The following is a 15,296-nucleotide window of genomic DNA, read 5'->3' on the forward strand; positions in this document are numbered from 1 at the left end:
ACAGAGACCGACACAGAGACCGACACTTCAAACTGAGGATATCCACAAAATCTGTGGATATCTCTGTTTGAAACTCAGTTAAAATTGTCAATTGGACCAAAACACGGATCGAATTCCTGGTAAACGCCAGCCCATATTCAACCCGCAAGCACATGTATTTTATTAAAAATTAATTGTTCACACGGTAAGAACATTTGTTCACACCGAGAGATCGCACAAAAAACGGCCAAAGCGGATGTGAACAGAAAACCCGGATAAACTCCCCAAAGGTTATTCACAGATAAATAGTTTTATCGACCCCTACCGCGGAAAAATGTCATCAAAATCCCCTTGACAAGGGTTTTTCTATTCTGTCCCGTGACAGACTTATCCAGTTATCCAATAAATCTGTGGATAAGTGTGTTGGAAAGGGTGGGGAAATCACAGAGTAACTTAAATAACTGGCGAATCGAATAGATGAATATGAGAGTAAAAACACATTTTTTCATACACTTAATATAAAAATACTCGAGGATCTCTCCACCATAAAAAGATCGCACAATTATTAACCTCGATTGATTAAGTGCATAACTCGGGTAAAATCCCCCCCATGAAGAGTCAAATTCTCCCCCCCGAATCCATCGATGAGTTGATGCACCGAGCCCAAGAGATGGCAGGTCTCACCCTGGGCCAACTGGCCGAACTCCACGGTGTCGCCGTGCCTAATAACCTCAAACGGGACAAGGGCTGGATAGGTCAGCTGATCGAACTCGAACTGGGCGCCACCGCTGGCTCTAAGCCGGAGCAGGACTTTCTTCATCTGGGTGTCGAGCTGAAGACTATTCCCGTGGATGAGTCGGGTAAGCCACTCGAGACCACCTATGTCACCGTTGCCCCCCTGATGAATATCAATGGACTCAGGTGGCAAGAGAGTCTGGTGTACCATAAGCTGCAGCGAGTGTTGTGGATCCCAGTGGAAGGTATTCGCCACAAGCCAATCGGCGAGCGGCGCATCGGCTTTCCTATTCTCTGGACACCGAGCGAGAGTGAGATGGCGCAGATCCGCCAGGATTGGGAGGAGATCATGGAGCTCATCGCCCTAGGCAAGGTCGAGCAGATCACCGCCCGTCAAGGCGAGGTATTGCAGCTCAGACCCAAGGGCGCCAACAGCCGTGCGCTGACCCAGAGCATATCCCAAGATGGCCAGATCAAGCTCACCAATCCTAGAGGCTTCTATCTAAAGATCCCCTTCACTCAGCAGATCCTAAGCCGCTATCTCACTTCGAGGGCCTGTTGACCTTTTGAGAACAATTTTCGTTCTAATTGAGCACGTTCAAATCGCGGCATGAGGCTTGAAGTATAGTTATTCTATATAAAAGCCGAGTAACAAAGCGTTGAACGTGCTCGAGACGAACCCTGCGGGCAGCGTCTGTATCATTTTTCTACTGCGTTATCGCTCATTGATGTAGTACACATTACAATCGCTCTGCCTTGTATAAAAGCGATACAGAATGCTGCAAAAATGAACGCGAAAGATCAACAGGCCCTAGGGTCTGTTTATCTTTCAGGTTTAATTTTTGTTCGATCTAAACGCGTTTTGCTCAAGGCGCATGCTGTGCGGCATAGTTATTCTATGTAAATAGCAGGCAACAAAGGGCAAGGCGCGTTTAGATGAACCCTTCGGGCAGCTTTTGTAGGCCATTTCTACGGCGTTATCGCCCGCTCATGTAGAATAACTACACTATACGGACTCTGCCTTGTATAAATAACCTACAAAATGCTGCAGAAACAAACAGGAAAGGTCAACAGACCCTAGTTAAAAGGAGTGAGAGCTAAGGGTTATTTCTCACACTTTAGACTTTTAGATAATCGACAAACTAGAGTTTTTTCTGTCAGCATCCCACAAGAAAAAAACAATCACCACGATCACTTAACAAATGTTTAACATAAATTTGTCGCTTTTTTGGCACATCTAGACTTCATTTGACTTAGATCACAAATATCACTGGAAATAGTAGGGGTGTTTTCTATACACTAGCGCATCCTGAGATTTGTGCAGCATTTAGGAATTTTCTGTCACCGTGAGAGCACGCATTCAAGCAAAGAAGCTCATATTTGCCATTTTCGCTTGGGCTATTGCCATGGCGGCCTTTGTGTTTTTCCGCTATGCGCAAACACCGGAGCTGCCCCAATGGGCGGTAGGCACTGCCGATCTCGCGACCCTGGCGATCTATATGGGGTTCATCTTTGGTAGCCTGCACTGGATGTCGAACCTGATCGCCGACTTTAGCGCCATCAATCGCCTGCCCTATCTCTTTTCGGTGATCTTCAAGGGACTCTTCCTGCTGCTGGGCGCGACCACACTCGCCTACATGACCCAGTTCCTCAACATGTGGGCCATAGAGAATCACATGTCGACACTCAGGCAGATGTTGACCGCCCATATTCTCTACAGTCCCTCATTCCAGGCCCTGATCATCTACCTGGTGGTGGTGCGTGTCGGGCTGGCCTTCATCGAACAGATGGCCCTGTTAGTCGGCCCACGCATCCTGTTCAATATCGGCCTGGGCAAATACCACAGGCCCAGATATGAGCAGCGCCTGTTTCTCTATCTGGATATGGTCGCCTCGACCACCCACGCAGAATCCCTCGGCGACTATCGCTTCAGCCGCCTGATCCAGGACTGCTTCAGCCTGTTGTCGGATACTGTGGTCAACAACGACGCCGAGATCTACCGCTACATGGGCGACGCCGTGCTGATCCACTGGCCGCTGGAAAACGGCATCATAGAAGATCGCAGCTTCAATATTTATTATGAATTTAGCCAGCAGCTAAACTGGCAGCGTAAGTACTTCGAAGAGCAGTATGGCTTCGTGCCTAAGTTCAAGGCGGCGGCCCACTGCGGACAGGTGGTTGCGGCTGTGGTAGGGGTGCAGAAACAAGAGATCAGCTTTTTCAGCGACGTGCTCAACACCTTGGCGAGACTCCAGGATCAGTGTAACCCGCTCGGACAGCGGATGTTGATCTCAGGCTCCTTGCAGTCGCTGATCGACACTAGCGACAGCCATTACGACTTTACCAATCTCGGTCCGATAAAACTTAAGGGGAAACAACACTCTATAGAGGTTTATGGCGTTTCCCCCAAGGGCAACAACAGCTAACTTTAGTTAGCCTTGCCCCTGCTCCAACAAGCTTTGAATCGCCTTGCCTAAGGTTCTGAAGGTCATGATACGGCTGGATGTCTGACGCCAGACCAGGCCGATATCCCGGTAAGGGGCCTCACCCGGCGGCGTAAAGGCCGTCAGCTCGGTATCGTTAAGGATCCCCGCATCGATCGCCATCTGCGGTAAGAAAGTCGTCCCCAACTTACTGTTCACCATCTGCACCAAGGTGTGCAGACTCGTCGCCGCGAACGGATTGATCTTGTCGCTGTCGGCCAGACGGCAGGCGCTGATGGCATGGCCGGTAATACAGTGCTCCGACTGCAACAGGAAGATGCTCTCATCGGGCAGGGCCTTGTAATCGATAGGCTGGCGCACCTCGCTGCTGAGCTCCTTGTGCATCACCAGCTTAAAGGGATCGATTCCCACCTTCATGCTGTGATAGCCGCTGGTGTCGGCCGGCAGGGCCAGAAGCAAGAGATCCAGCTCGCCCTTGCCCAGCGCATCCAGCAATCGCTCAGTGGTATCTTCCTTCAGAAACAACGTCAGTTCGGGGTATTCCTGCTGACAGAGTTTCACCACCCGGCTCAGCAGAAACGGCGCAATGGTGGGAATACAGCCCAGGCGAATATCCCCCGTCATAGGCTGGCCCTGATGCTTAACCAGCTCCACCAGATCGTCGACATCGGTCAGCAACTTGCGCGAGCGCTGTACCACCTCCTCGCCGATGGCGGTGAAGATGAAGGACTTGTGGTCACGCTCGATCAGCTGATGACCCAGCTGTTCCTCCAGGTTTTGAATCCCGCTCGACAGGGTCGACTGGCTCACGTGGCACAACTTGGCCGCGCGATTAAAATTCTGCTCCTGATAGAGATTGACCAGATAGTAAAGGTTTTTGAGGCTCGGCAGATGTTTCATAAAATCGATTACCAACTTCCATTTACATTCAATTACTCAATCTAACTCTAGCACAAGCCGCCCTAGGATTAACCCTCTCTTATGCCAGAAGTGTGAGGTGCTGCCCAAAAGCGAGCAAATAGTGCGCATACAAAAACGCCCCCGATGATCTCTCATCGAGGGCGCTATTAAACTTGGCTTGCCTTGGTTTACAGGCCTTGGTTTATAGGCCTTGGCCTATTAGGCCTTAGATTCCAGGTAAGCCTTCAGCTCGGCCAGATCTTTGCTGGCATTGTCCACGATCACCTGTAGCCAGTTGGCGTGCTCCGCAGGCCACTCGGCCGCCTCGCCATGTTGCAGCAACTGGGCATACTGCTGGATGCGCTTTAGTCCCACAGAACCGGCAGCGCCTTTGAATTTGTGCGCCTCAGAACATAAGGTATCTTTGTCTTGTGCTTCTTTAGCGTTGACCAGATTGCCAACATACTCAGGCATCAACTGTTCAAACAAGACGACACTCTTTAGCAGAGTGCCTGCACCGATAGCGCTGCAGTACTGCTCAAGTGTGTTGAGATCCAATATTGATTCTAACTCGGCTGTTGCCATCTTAAGGCACCTCTCGAAAAAAGCTGACGGGACAAGAATAAAATTCACCCCATAATAGCGCCTAGAATGGCGGGCGCAACTAATTGAAGCATATGCAAGTTAAATACCTCCCTATTTAACCTTCCATTAACCATACGTTAAATTAATTGCTCAATCCTTCACGTTTTTTGCCCCTAAATCGACATTTGATCACCTGCCGAATCGGTCAGATAATGACCCTGTCCGCCGAGGCGTTCCAGATTCTGAACTATGGCCACCAACCCCTCCCAGCGAAAGGCGCACCAGTCGGGGGCCAACAACATAGGTTTCTTGGCATAGGCGGTAACACGATGAAATATCACCTCTTTAGGCGTTAGCCGGATCAACTCGCTGACACTCTCGGCGTAGGCCTGCTGAGACAGAAGGGTCATGCGTCCGGCCCGCCAGGCCTTGGCCATGGTGCTCCCCTCGACGACATGCAGTGGATGAATTTTGAGCCCATCGACCCCGACATCGAGCACCGCCCTGTGGCTGGCCAAAAAGTCTTCATGTGTCTCACCTGGCAGCCCCAAAATAAGGTGGGTACACACCTTGAGTCCCGCCTGTCTCGCGCGAATCACAGTATCCTTATACTCCTCAAAGCCATGACCACGATTGATCCGTTTGAGGGTCTCAAGATTGGCGCTTTGCAGGCCAAGTTCCAGCCAGACCTCCAGGCCACGGGCCTGGTAACTCGCCAGCAAGTCGATCACTTCATCGCTGACACAGTCGGGACGCGTGCCGACACACAGGCCGACGATGTCACTGTCGGCCACCGCCTCATCATAGCGCTGCTTGAGCAGGCGGTACTCATCATAGGTGCTGGTGTAGGCCTGAAAATAGGCGATAAACTTAGTGGATTTTCCCTGAGCACGCTCGCGGCCATTGGCCAGCTGCACGGCGATGCTGTCTACCGTGCCGTGCTCATGGCTGAACGAGGCCACATTACAGAAGGTGCAGCCGCCACGCCCCAGGCTGCCGTCACGGTTGGGGCAGGTAAACTTGGCGTCCAGTGTCAGCTTCTTGAGCCGCTGACCGTACTTATGCTTGCAATGCAGACCAAAGGTATTGACGTGACTATCCAGTCCCACGGGGTACTCTCTCGCTCATTCAAAGGGCGTGGATTGTAACTGGCTTGATAGCGCCATTCTTGGTGCTACATCAATTTTTCGTCCCTTTCTCGACGTCCTAAGTCACAAAGCAGACGCAAACTTAGCGATACAGCACAGTATTGGCTAATACATTGGTCTAAGATTTGTTAAATCATTCACTGTATATGCAATAAAAATCACTTTTTTTAGATTAAAAGACAATAATCCTTTTTGTTACATTTTAGTAAAAAAGATTCAGACGCATATTCAAAATTCTTTTTATTCATAACGTTATACATCAACTTTCACAGTTGACGTTAACGTAAGGTTAAAATGCAAACCGTATTAAACGCCCTCCCCTAGTCATACTTTATGCACAAATTTGAATTGACCTTTTACTAGGCAAAAGTTAATTTGGATGGTTCGGGTGCACATCAATCGCTTGAATTTCCCCGACGATGTATTGGTTAGTATTAGGGAGTTTTTATATGAGCTTGTATCACCCCAGTTTTGAACGGGATAACTGTGGTTTTGGCTTAATCGCCCAAATGGATGGCGAAGCCAGCCATAGAATTGTACGCACAGCCATTCATGGCCTGGATCGCATGAAACACCGTGGTGGTATTGCCGCCGACGGTCGTACCGGCGATGGTTGTGGCCTACTTATGCAACTCCCCATTAAATTCTTCGAAGCCGTGGCCAGTGAGAACGACTGGCACCTGAGCCGTAAGTTTGCCGTGGGCATGCTGTTTTTAAGCCAAGATGAGGCCAAGGCAGACTACACCAAGCGCACCCTGGAGCGAGAACTTGAAAAAGAGACCCTGAGTGTCGCCGGTTGGCGCGAAGTCCCGGTCAACTCCGAGGTACTCGGCCCCATAGGTCAGGCCAGCCAGCCTAAGATCTGGCAGGTGCTGATCAACTCGCCCATTGGCTGGCGTGAAAAAGATCTCGAGCGTCGCCTCTATATGGCGCGTCGCCGTCTCGAGCAGCAGATGACAGACTGCAAAGACTTCTATGTCGCCAGTCTCTCCGGCCAGGTGATCGTCTACAAGGGCTTGATGATGCCCGCCGATCTGCCGGCCTTCTATCCGGATCTGGCCGACATACGCCTGCAAAGCGCTATCTGTCTGTTCCACCAGCGCTTCTCAACCAACACTTCGCCTAAGTGGCCGCTGGCGCAGCCGTTCCGTTATCTCGCCCATAACGGCGAGATCAACACCATCACGGGTAACCGTCAATGGGCCCGTGCCCGCGCCTACAAGTTTAATGCGCCCCTGCTGCCAGATCTGCAGCAGGCAGCCCCCTTCGTCAACGAGAGTGGCTCAGACTCCTCTTCGCTCGATAACATGCTAGAGATGCTGCTCGCCGGCGGCATGGACCTCTACCGCGCCATGCGTCTGCTCATTCCACCCGCGTGGCAGAGTAACCCAGAGATGGACGACGAGCTTAAGGCCTTCTACGACTTCAACTCCATGCACATGGAGCCCTGGGACGGCCCGGCTGGCATCGTCATGACCAACGGCCGTCACGTGGCCTGCGCCGTCGACCGTAACGGCCTACGTCCGTCACGCTATGTGATCACCAAAGACCGCATCCTGACCCTGGCCTCAGAGATCGGCATCTGGGACTATGCCCCGGACGAGGTGGTCGAGAAAGGTCGTGTCGGCCCCGGTGAGCTATTGGTGCTCGACACCCTCAACGGTCAGCTCTACTCCTCGTTTGAGATCGATAACGATCTTAAGCGTCGTCACCCATACAAGGAGTGGATGGCCAAGAACAGTCATACCCTGATCCCCGCCGAGCAGATGCCGAGCGAGGCCCAGGGCGTATGTGAATTTACTGCCGACACCCTGCTGCAATACCAGAAGCAGTTTGGCTACTCCCGCGAGGAGCTGGAACAGGTGATCTGGGTGCTGGCCGAGAAAGGCGAGGAAGCCACGGGCTCCATGGGTGACGATACCCCTATGGCCGTGCTGTCGAAGAAGTCCCGCACCCTGTACGACTACTTCCGTCAGAAGTTCGCCCAGGTGACCAACCCGCCAATCGATCCGCTGCGTGAGAAGCATGTGATGTCGCTGGCCACCTGCGTCGGCCGCGAGCAGAATCTGTTTAACGAGACCACAGGTCACGCCTATCGGGTGATGTTTAACTCGCCCATCCTGCTCTACAGCGACTTCAACCAGCTGCTGGCGCTGGATTCGACCTACTACCGCGCCAACACTGTCGATCTCAATTATGACCTCAGCGAGGGGTTAGAGGCAGCCATTCGCCGCGTGTGCGACGAGGCCGAACGTCTGGCCCGCACCGGCACTACCCTGCTAATCCTCTCAGACAGGGCGACCGACAAGAGTAAGCAGGTGATCCCCGCCGCCATGGCCGTGGGCGCCGTGCAGCGCGTCTTGGTCGACAAGAGCCTGAGATGCGACACCAACATCATAGTCGAGACCGCCTCGGCCAGAGACCCACACCACTTCGCTGTGCTGCTCGGCTTTGGCGCCACCGCCATCTACCCTTACCTGGCCTACGAGAACATCTCGGCGCTGGCCAGCCGCCACGGCGTGCGCGAGACTCAGCAGCTGATGCTCAACTTCCGCCAGGGGATCGACAAGGGGCTGCGTAAGATCATGTCCAAGATGGGGATCAGCACCGTCGCCTCCTACCGCTGTAGCCAGCAGTTCGAAGCCATCGGCCTCTCATCTGACGTGGTCGAACTCTGCTTCAATGGCGTGGTTAGCCGCATCGGGGGGGCAAACTTTGCCCTGCTGGAGAAAGATCAACAGGCGTTGCAGAAGCTTGCCTTCCAGGCCCACCAGCCGCTGCCTCAGGGCGGCCTGCTGAAATATGTAGAAGGCGGCGAGTACCACTGCTTCAACCCGGATGTGGTCAACACCCTACAGCAGAGCCTGCGCGACCAGGACTATGGCGTCTACAAGCGCTTCACCGAGTTGGTGGACGACAGACCTGTGGCGACCCTGAGGGATCTCTTCACCGTCAAGGGCGACCAGCAGGCAGTCGAGCTAAATAAGGTCGAAGACGCCTCAACCCTCTACCCAAGATTTGACAGCGCCGCCATGAGTATCGGCGCACTCAGCCCTGAGGCCCACGAGGCATTGGCCGTGGCCATGAACCGCCTCGGCGGACGTTCTAACTCGGGCGAAGGCGGGGAAGATCCGCGCCGCTTCAACTCGGAGCGTAACTCGGCCATCAAGCAGATCGCCTCGGGCCGCTTCGGCGTCACCGCCCATTACCTGGTAAACGCCGAGGTGCTGCAGATAAAGGTCGCCCAGGGTGCCAAGCCTGGCGAAGGCGGTCAGCTGCCCGGCGACAAGGTGAGTGTGGAGATCGCCGCGCTGCGTAACGCGCGCCCCGGCGTCACCCTGATCTCACCGCCGCCGCACCATGATATCTACTCTATCGAAGACCTGGCTCAGCTGATCTTCGACCTCAAGCAGATCAACCCAAGCGCGATGATCTCGGTCAAGCTGGTATCTGAACCCGGCGTCGGCACCATCGCCACAGGCGTCGCCAAGGCCTACGCCGACATGATCACCATCTCGGGCTACGACGGCGGTACAGGCGCCAGCCCGATCACCTCGGTGAAATATGCCGGTAGCCCCTGGGAGCTTGGTCTGGCCGAGGTGCATCAATCACTGGTGGCCAACGGCCTGCGCCACAAGATCCGCCTGCAGGTGGACGGTGGCCTGAAGACGGGTACAGACGTGATCAAGGCGGCCCTGCTGGGCGCCGAGAGCTTCGGTTTCGGTACCGTGCCCATGATAGCCCTGGGCTGTAAGTACCTGCGTATCTGTCACCTGAACAACTGCGCCACAGGCGTGGCGACCCAGAACAAGCAACTGAGGGACAATCACTACCACGGCCTGCCCGAGCGTGTGATGACCTACTTCGAGTTTATGGCCCGCGAGATCCGCGAGTGGATGGCCGCCCTCGGCGTCACCGAGTTTGAACAGCTCGTGGGTCGCAGCGACTGGCTCGCGGTGCTCGAAGGCGCCACAGACAAGCAGCAACAGCTGGATCTGTCGGCCATTCTCTACAAGCCAGAAGTGCCGCAAGGCTGCGCCCTCACCTGGCGCGAGACCAACCCAACCGACGACAAGGGCGAGCTTAACCAGAAGATTCTCGGCCATTGTCAGGCGGCGGTGGATGCGGGTGAGCCACTGACCGCGCGCTTCGATATTAACAACACAGACCGCTCGGTAGGCGCCGCCCTCTCTGGCTATATCGCCACCAAGGTGGGCCGTCAGGGCGCCAAGGCGCCGATACAGCTCAAGTTCAACGGCAGCGCCGGACAGAGCTTTGGTGTGTGGAACAGCCCTGGCCTGTCGCTGGATCTGTGCGGCGACGCCAACGACTATGTGGGTAAAGGCATGTCGGGCGGCAAGATCACCCTCTATCCGCCTGTGGGCAGCATGTTCCAGAGCGAGAAGAGCGTCATCCTGGGCAACACCTGCCTCTACGGCGCCAGCGGCGGAAAGCTGTTTGCCGCGGGTCAGGCGGGCGAGCGTTTCGCGGTGCGTAACTCGGGCGCCATCGCCGTGGTCGAAGGCCTGGGCGATAACGGTTGTGAGTACATGACTGGCGGTATCGTGGTGGTGCTGGGTAAGACAGGGGTGAACTTCGGTGCGGGCATGACGGGCGGCTTCGCCTATGTGTTCGACCGCTTCGGTCACTTCAACCGCCGCCTCAATACCGAGATGGTGGATATGCAGAAGGTAACCGCGCCGATACAGCAACAGCACCTCAAGGGGCTTATCGAGGAGCACGTGGCTGAGACCGGCAGCGAGCACGCCAAGATGTTGTTGAACGACTTTGAAAACTGGATCGATTGTTTCGTGTTGGTCAAACCTAAGAATGTGGCGCTCGATGATCTTCTGCGTCTGGAACAAACTGAACCTGCATTAGCAGTGGTAGCGGGGTAATGGCCATGAGTAACGATTTTCAATTTATCGAAGTGGGCCGTAAGGATCCGACCAAGCACGACGCCAAGCAGCGCGCCACGCAATTTATCGAGATCTATCAGCCCTTTGCCCAGCCTCAGGTCAACGAGCAGGCAGACCGCTGCCTCGACTGCGGTAACCCCTACTGCGAGTGGAAGTGCCCGCTGCACAACTACATCCCCAACTGGCTGAAACTGGCCAAACAGGGACGCATACTTGAGGCCGCCGAGCTGGTGCATGAGACCAACACGCTGCCGGAGATCTGCGGCCGTGTTTGTCCCCAGGACAGATTGTGTGAAGGCGCCTGTACCCTCAACGACGAGTTTGGCGCCGTCACCATAGGCAACGTGGAAAAATACATTACCGACACCGCCATCGCCCAGGGCTGGCGTCCAGACATGAGCAAGGTGGTCAAGCGTCAGGAGCGCGTGGCCATCATAGGCGCGGGGCCGGCCGGCCTTGGCTGCGCCGACATCCTCGCCCGCAACGGCGTAAAGGCGGTAGTGTTCGACAAGCATCCTCAGATAGGCGGCCTGCTCACCTATGGCATTCCCGCCTTCAAGCTGGACAAGTCTGTCATGGAGATCCGCCGCACCGTCATGGAAGGCATGGGGATAGAGTTCAGGCTCGGCGTTACCGTAGGTGAAGATATCGACTTCAACACCCTGCTGCAAGAGTACGACGCCGTCTTCCTCGGCATGGGCACCTACACCCCAATGAAGGCCGGACTGGACAACGAAGATGCCAAGGGTGTCTACCAGGCCCTGCCCTATCTCATCGGCAACACCCACAACGTCATGGGCACCACAGATGCCGAGACCCCTTACCTGAGCCTTGCCGGGCAGAAGGTGGTGGTTCTGGGTGGTGGCGACACAGCCATGGACTGTGTGCGCACCGCCGTCAGACAGGGCGCCAGCGAGGTCACCTGTGTCTATCGCCGTGACGAAGAGAACATGCCGGGCTCACGCCGTGAGGTGCAAAACGCCCGTGAAGAGGGCGTCAACTTCCTGTTTAACCGCCAGCCTACAGCGATCAAGACGACGGACGGCGTGGTAAACGGCATCGAGTGTGTAGAGACCGCCCTTGGCGAGCCAGACGACTCGGGTCGTCGTCGCCCCGAACCGATTGCGGGCAGCGAGCAGCTGATAGAGGCCGATGCCATCATCATCGCCTTCGGCTTCCAGCCGAGCCCCGCCAAGTGGTTCGGCGACTATGGCATTGAGCTGGATAAGTGGGGCCGGGTTGTGGCGCCTAAGGTGGCCGATAACCCCTTCCAGACCAGCAACCCTAAGGTGTTCGCCGGTGGCGACATGGTGCGCGGCTCGGATCTTGTGGTCACCGCCATCGCCGAGGGCCGCGACGCGGCGCTAGGGATATTAAACAGCTTCGAGGCTTAAACCTGGAACGGCTCAGTTAGGTTACTGGGCTTGACAATTTGGCTTGTGATTGGCGCTTTAGCTTTGAGTGAGAGTTAAAGCGCTTTTTTTCGCCTGGGGAAAACCAGGCTGGTTTTTGGCTTTTGTTACTTCTGGCGGTTTTGGTATTTGGTGGGGTGTTGAAGGCCGCACCTTCATGGCAAGTTAGTGCCTGCCAAGCGAGGGGAATGTTGGATTAGTTTAAAATTGTAGCGTCTGGCTCTGTTGTTATTTGATGGATTATTGAAGGCCGCACCTTCATGGCAACCTAACGCCTGCCCGGCGGGGGTTGTGCAGATACATCTGTGACACGCTGTACGCCATCCCTGGCCGCTCTGCGGTTTCATCCCTGAAACCGAAGGTCACAGCCGTATCTACACTCGGCATCTAACGTCTCTTCGATTTAGCGGTATGTGATACGAGTAGCTAATAAGCTAGAGGGTGTCACTTCATGGCAATCTAGCGCCTGTCTAGCGGGGTCATGTAGGGTTCATAAAAGGTTGTAGCGTCTATCAGTTTGAGTATTGGGTGAATCATTGAAGGTCGTATCTTCATGGCAACCTAACGCCTGCCCGGCGGGGCGTGTGGGGTGCTTATAGGTTGTAACGTCTACCTGTATGAGTATTTGATGGGATTTTGAAGGTCGCACCTTCAATGCAACCTAGCGCCTGCCCGGCGGGTGCTTGTGGGGTGCTTATAGGTTGTAACGTCTACCTGTTTGAGTGTTTGTTGGATTATTGAAAGTAGCACCTTCAATGCAACCTAACGCCTGCCCGGCGGGGGATGTGCAGATACCCTTGTGAGACGCCGCAAGTACGCTCCCTAGAGGCTCTACCGAAACATCTGATGTGAACGGATTCACGAATGCCGCGTTGACATGGATGTCAATGAGCGGCCCCGTCACGGAAGCTCACCAGTGTATCTACACTCGATATCTAACGTCTCTTCGATTTGGCCATTTTTGATGATGCTTAGGGGACTAGTTGAATGTTCAGAAGGTTGCCAAACTCTGCTCGCTATACTGCGGATCTATACAGGTATAATGGTTTTTTGCCAAAACGCCTCTCTTTCACTTCCTATTATGTAATCTTTCGATTCTCGCTTTGCTTTTACTATAAGGTTTAACATATTGATTAGTTTGAATTAATGACTTAGAGCTTTCTATTTAATGGGAACAGGTGAGGGTCTCGTTAAATCGGGTCTCTTTTTGTTTTAGAGCTGTTTACTTTCTACTTGTTATGCAATGCCATTATTGATATAAATTTCAGATGGTTAAAAAAATTTGTCGCGATGTATATTAGGTGATATTGATTTACATAGGCGGCATTCTCGCTAATAAGCGTTAGCTCTATGAATGAATCGAACTTCTGAGGGAAAAATGACTACAGAAATTGTTGCAAAAAAAGAAGGGTCACTCTTAACAACCGATATCACAAAGTTCGAAGAGTATCTCGATCATCTAGGATTGCCGACTGATAATATTATTGCAGAGATTAATGAAAGGCAGGTGATCGAGCAGAACCTACCTGGTTTTATAGCTTCATTACCTGATGAAGTTAAAAGAGATGCGCGATACTTATCGAAGTTTGTCGCTGGAGCAGCTGTCGGCCTTTTTGACGCCTCCTTAAATTACGTATGGAATGAAGTGGTACTAAGCCTTCGTCAAAAGGCAGTCGTTTATGGATTAGATATGTTTTTTGATGCTGCCGTAGGAGGTGGCCGTCGTGAACTTTATTCAACTGAGGAAGACTTGTCGGGGATTAAAGACAACACTCTCATAAATACATGCCGAAAACTTGAGCTTATTTCAGATATCGTTTACACAAAGCTTCACCATATACTTACCATGCGAAACGACATTGGAGCTTCGCACCCAAACACCTACTCCATTAATGGTTTTGAATTAATGGGATGGCTGCAAACATGCGTTAAAGATGTTCTTAATGACAAACCTTCTGAGTCCGCAATTCAGATAAAGTCGTTCGTAGATAATCTTAAGATTTCGGCAAGCGTGCTTGATGAAGCCACCATTAAAAGCATGGAACGCCCACTCGCCGATCTATCGCTGCAAAATACGGATAACTTGCTGACAAGTATCTTTGGTATATACACAGCTGAAAAGACCGGAAATATTGTAAGAAAAAATATCGCCCTATTTACACCACACATATGGCAAAAGAGCAGTGATAACGTTAAGTATAAACTTGGTGTCATGTTAGATGGATACCGCAATAATCTGCATGAAGAGAAGCACAAGTTAGGAGTAGAGTTTTTTACTTTTTGTGACGGAAACCGATATCAGTCACTTGAGTCTAGAATTATAGCCCTAGATGGCCATGCCGACGATCTTTTGGAAGCTAGGTACGCGTGGGACAACTTCTATAATGAACCGCCGCACATGCGAAAAATACTAACGTTCTTAGATACTGAAAACGATATACCCCCCGAGCGAGTGAGCAAAATAATAAAGATTGTTTTGATTTGCAGAATCGGGAAAGGTATTTCCTATAATTCTGGCGTGTCGCCTAGCGGAAGGCCACTATACGACAGGTTCTTATCCCTGTTAGGCGATGAAAATATTATCTTGGCTCTCATCGCCATGCATTCAAACGAAGTTAGAGTAAACCTCGATAATAAGTATTGTCAGCAGCACATGGTCAGTGTGCTTAATCTTTTTAAAGAAAATGCTCGGAGCGAAAGGATTCAGGAAATTCTCGACTACTTGATAAAGAATGACAAGATTCTACACAAGATACATAACGATAAAACCTATAAAGAGCTGACTAAGAACCATATAACGTGGAGCTAATCGGGTAGCCGGAGGTATCTAGCCTCCAGCCCCCACACCACCCTGCATGCGGCTCCGCACAGGGCGGTTCATTTAGAACACCTAACTAGCTTTCTGGTTAGGATAATGAATTGCGATCCATCCATCTCTTAGTGAATATAATCCTGCTTTCTTTAGATACTCATTACTCAGTGCTTGCTGTATTCCTGGTGTCTTCGAGCTCCTCCATGGGCCTTTACTTGTGATACCACAGGCGACAGCTGCTTGGATCCTGACGCCACGTTTTAGTAAGTTTTGTACCTTAGTCCGTGGTTTTCGCCACTGACGCCAGTAGCACATACGAACACGACGTCGGATCCAATGGTCTAAATCGACACACCCTTGAT

At 52.7% G+C, this 15,296-nt stretch carries 8 protein-coding genes and 1 pseudogene; 5 read left to right on the forward strand and 4 right to left on the reverse strand.

Going from position 1 to position 15,296, the window contains the following annotated elements; genetic code table 11:
• The first annotated feature begins 589 nt into the window (after positions 1–589).
• Positions 590–1,276 carry a DNA mismatch repair endonuclease MutH gene (gene mutH, locus L1D47_RS17915; RefSeq protein ID WP_239886256.1) on the forward strand — a complete coding sequence of 229 codons (687 nt, stop codon included), beginning with the start codon at positions 590–592 and terminating at the stop codon, positions 1,274–1,276.
• A gap of 784 nt (positions 1,277–2,060) precedes the next feature.
• On the forward strand, positions 2,061–3,140 hold the full coding sequence (locus L1D47_RS17920; protein ID WP_041510326.1) for an adenylate/guanylate cyclase domain-containing protein: 1,080 nt from the start codon (positions 2,061–2,063) through the stop codon (positions 3,138–3,140).
• Between the two features lie 6 nt (positions 3,141–3,146).
• On the opposite strand, the gene oxyR is transcribed toward L1D47_RS17920, so the two are convergent.
• The 3 genes from oxyR to L1D47_RS17935 form a co-directional block, all read right to left on the reverse strand.
• On the reverse strand, positions 3,147–4,058 hold the full coding sequence (gene oxyR / locus L1D47_RS17925) for a hydrogen peroxide-inducible genes transcriptional activator OxyR (RefSeq protein ID WP_239886257.1): 912 nt from the start codon (positions 4,056–4,058) through the stop codon (positions 3,147–3,149).
• 219 nt (positions 4,059–4,277) lie between these two features.
• A complete protein-coding gene (locus tag L1D47_RS17930; protein WP_041510324.1) occupies positions 4,278–4,643 on the reverse strand; it encodes an Hpt domain-containing protein in 366 nt (121 codons plus the stop codon).
• Between the two features lie 173 nt (positions 4,644–4,816).
• Positions 4,817–5,752 (reverse strand): TIGR01212 family radical SAM protein, encoded by a 936-nt coding sequence (locus L1D47_RS17935; RefSeq protein ID WP_239886258.1) that lies wholly within the window; start codon positions 5,750–5,752, stop codon positions 4,817–4,819.
• Between the two features lie 488 nt (positions 5,753–6,240).
• Here L1D47_RS17935 and gltB point away from each other — a divergent pair, with 488 nt between their 5' ends.
• The 3 genes from gltB (at position 6,241) to L1D47_RS17950 (ending at position 14,931) form a co-directional block, all read left to right on the forward strand.
• Positions 6,241–10,689 (forward strand): glutamate synthase large subunit, encoded by a 4,449-nt coding sequence (gltB, locus tag L1D47_RS17940; RefSeq protein ID WP_239886259.1) that lies wholly within the window; start codon positions 6,241–6,243, stop codon positions 10,687–10,689.
• Between the two features lie 5 nt (positions 10,690–10,694).
• Entirely contained in the window at positions 10,695–12,104 is a 1,410-nt protein-coding gene (locus tag L1D47_RS17945) for an FAD-dependent oxidoreductase (RefSeq protein ID WP_041510365.1), read from the forward strand.
• Between the two features lie 1,396 nt (positions 12,105–13,500).
• A complete protein-coding gene (locus tag L1D47_RS17950; protein WP_239886260.1) occupies positions 13,501–14,931 on the forward strand; it encodes a hypothetical protein in 1,431 nt (476 codons plus the stop codon).
• Between the two features lie 81 nt (positions 14,932–15,012).
• Here the strand turns inward: L1D47_RS17950 and L1D47_RS17955 are convergent.
• Positions 15,013–15,296, reverse strand: a pseudogene (locus L1D47_RS17955) (group II intron maturase-specific domain-containing protein); the annotation flags it as partial.

This window comes from Shewanella sp. Isolate7, from assembly GCF_022398425.1.
GTDB lineage: Bacteria > Pseudomonadota > Gammaproteobacteria > Enterobacterales > Shewanellaceae > Shewanella.